The 265-nt window shown below is 55.8% G+C and carries 1 protein-coding gene; it reads left to right on the forward strand.

Annotated features, from left to right (window positions below):
- On the forward strand, positions 1-265 hold a 265-nt coding region (locus tag SB765_RS30450; protein ID WP_410932597.1), incomplete at both ends, for a response regulator transcription factor.

A 265-nucleotide genomic window follows, 5' to 3' on the forward strand; every position in this document is an offset into this window, starting at 1 on the left:
GTTTCGCGAAGGTATGCTGAGAACCCTCGAAAGGCTTATGCCGGCGGCGATGATTGAGCAGGCAGGCAATCTGGATGAAGTGCTGGCATTGGCGCGATCGGGCGCGGAAGTCGATTCGTTGATCCTGGATCTGCGCTTCCCCGGTATCACGTCCATGCAAGTCATCGGCCAGCTGCGCAACGAGTTCAAACGGACTTCGATCATTGTGGTGTCGATGGTCGACGACCTGGATATTATTTCTCAGGTCATCGCGCAAGGCGCTGAT

It is taken from the genome of Pseudomonas sp. SIMBA_067 (assembly GCF_046534675.1).
GTDB lineage: Bacteria > Pseudomonadota > Gammaproteobacteria > Pseudomonadales > Pseudomonadaceae > Aquipseudomonas > Aquipseudomonas putida.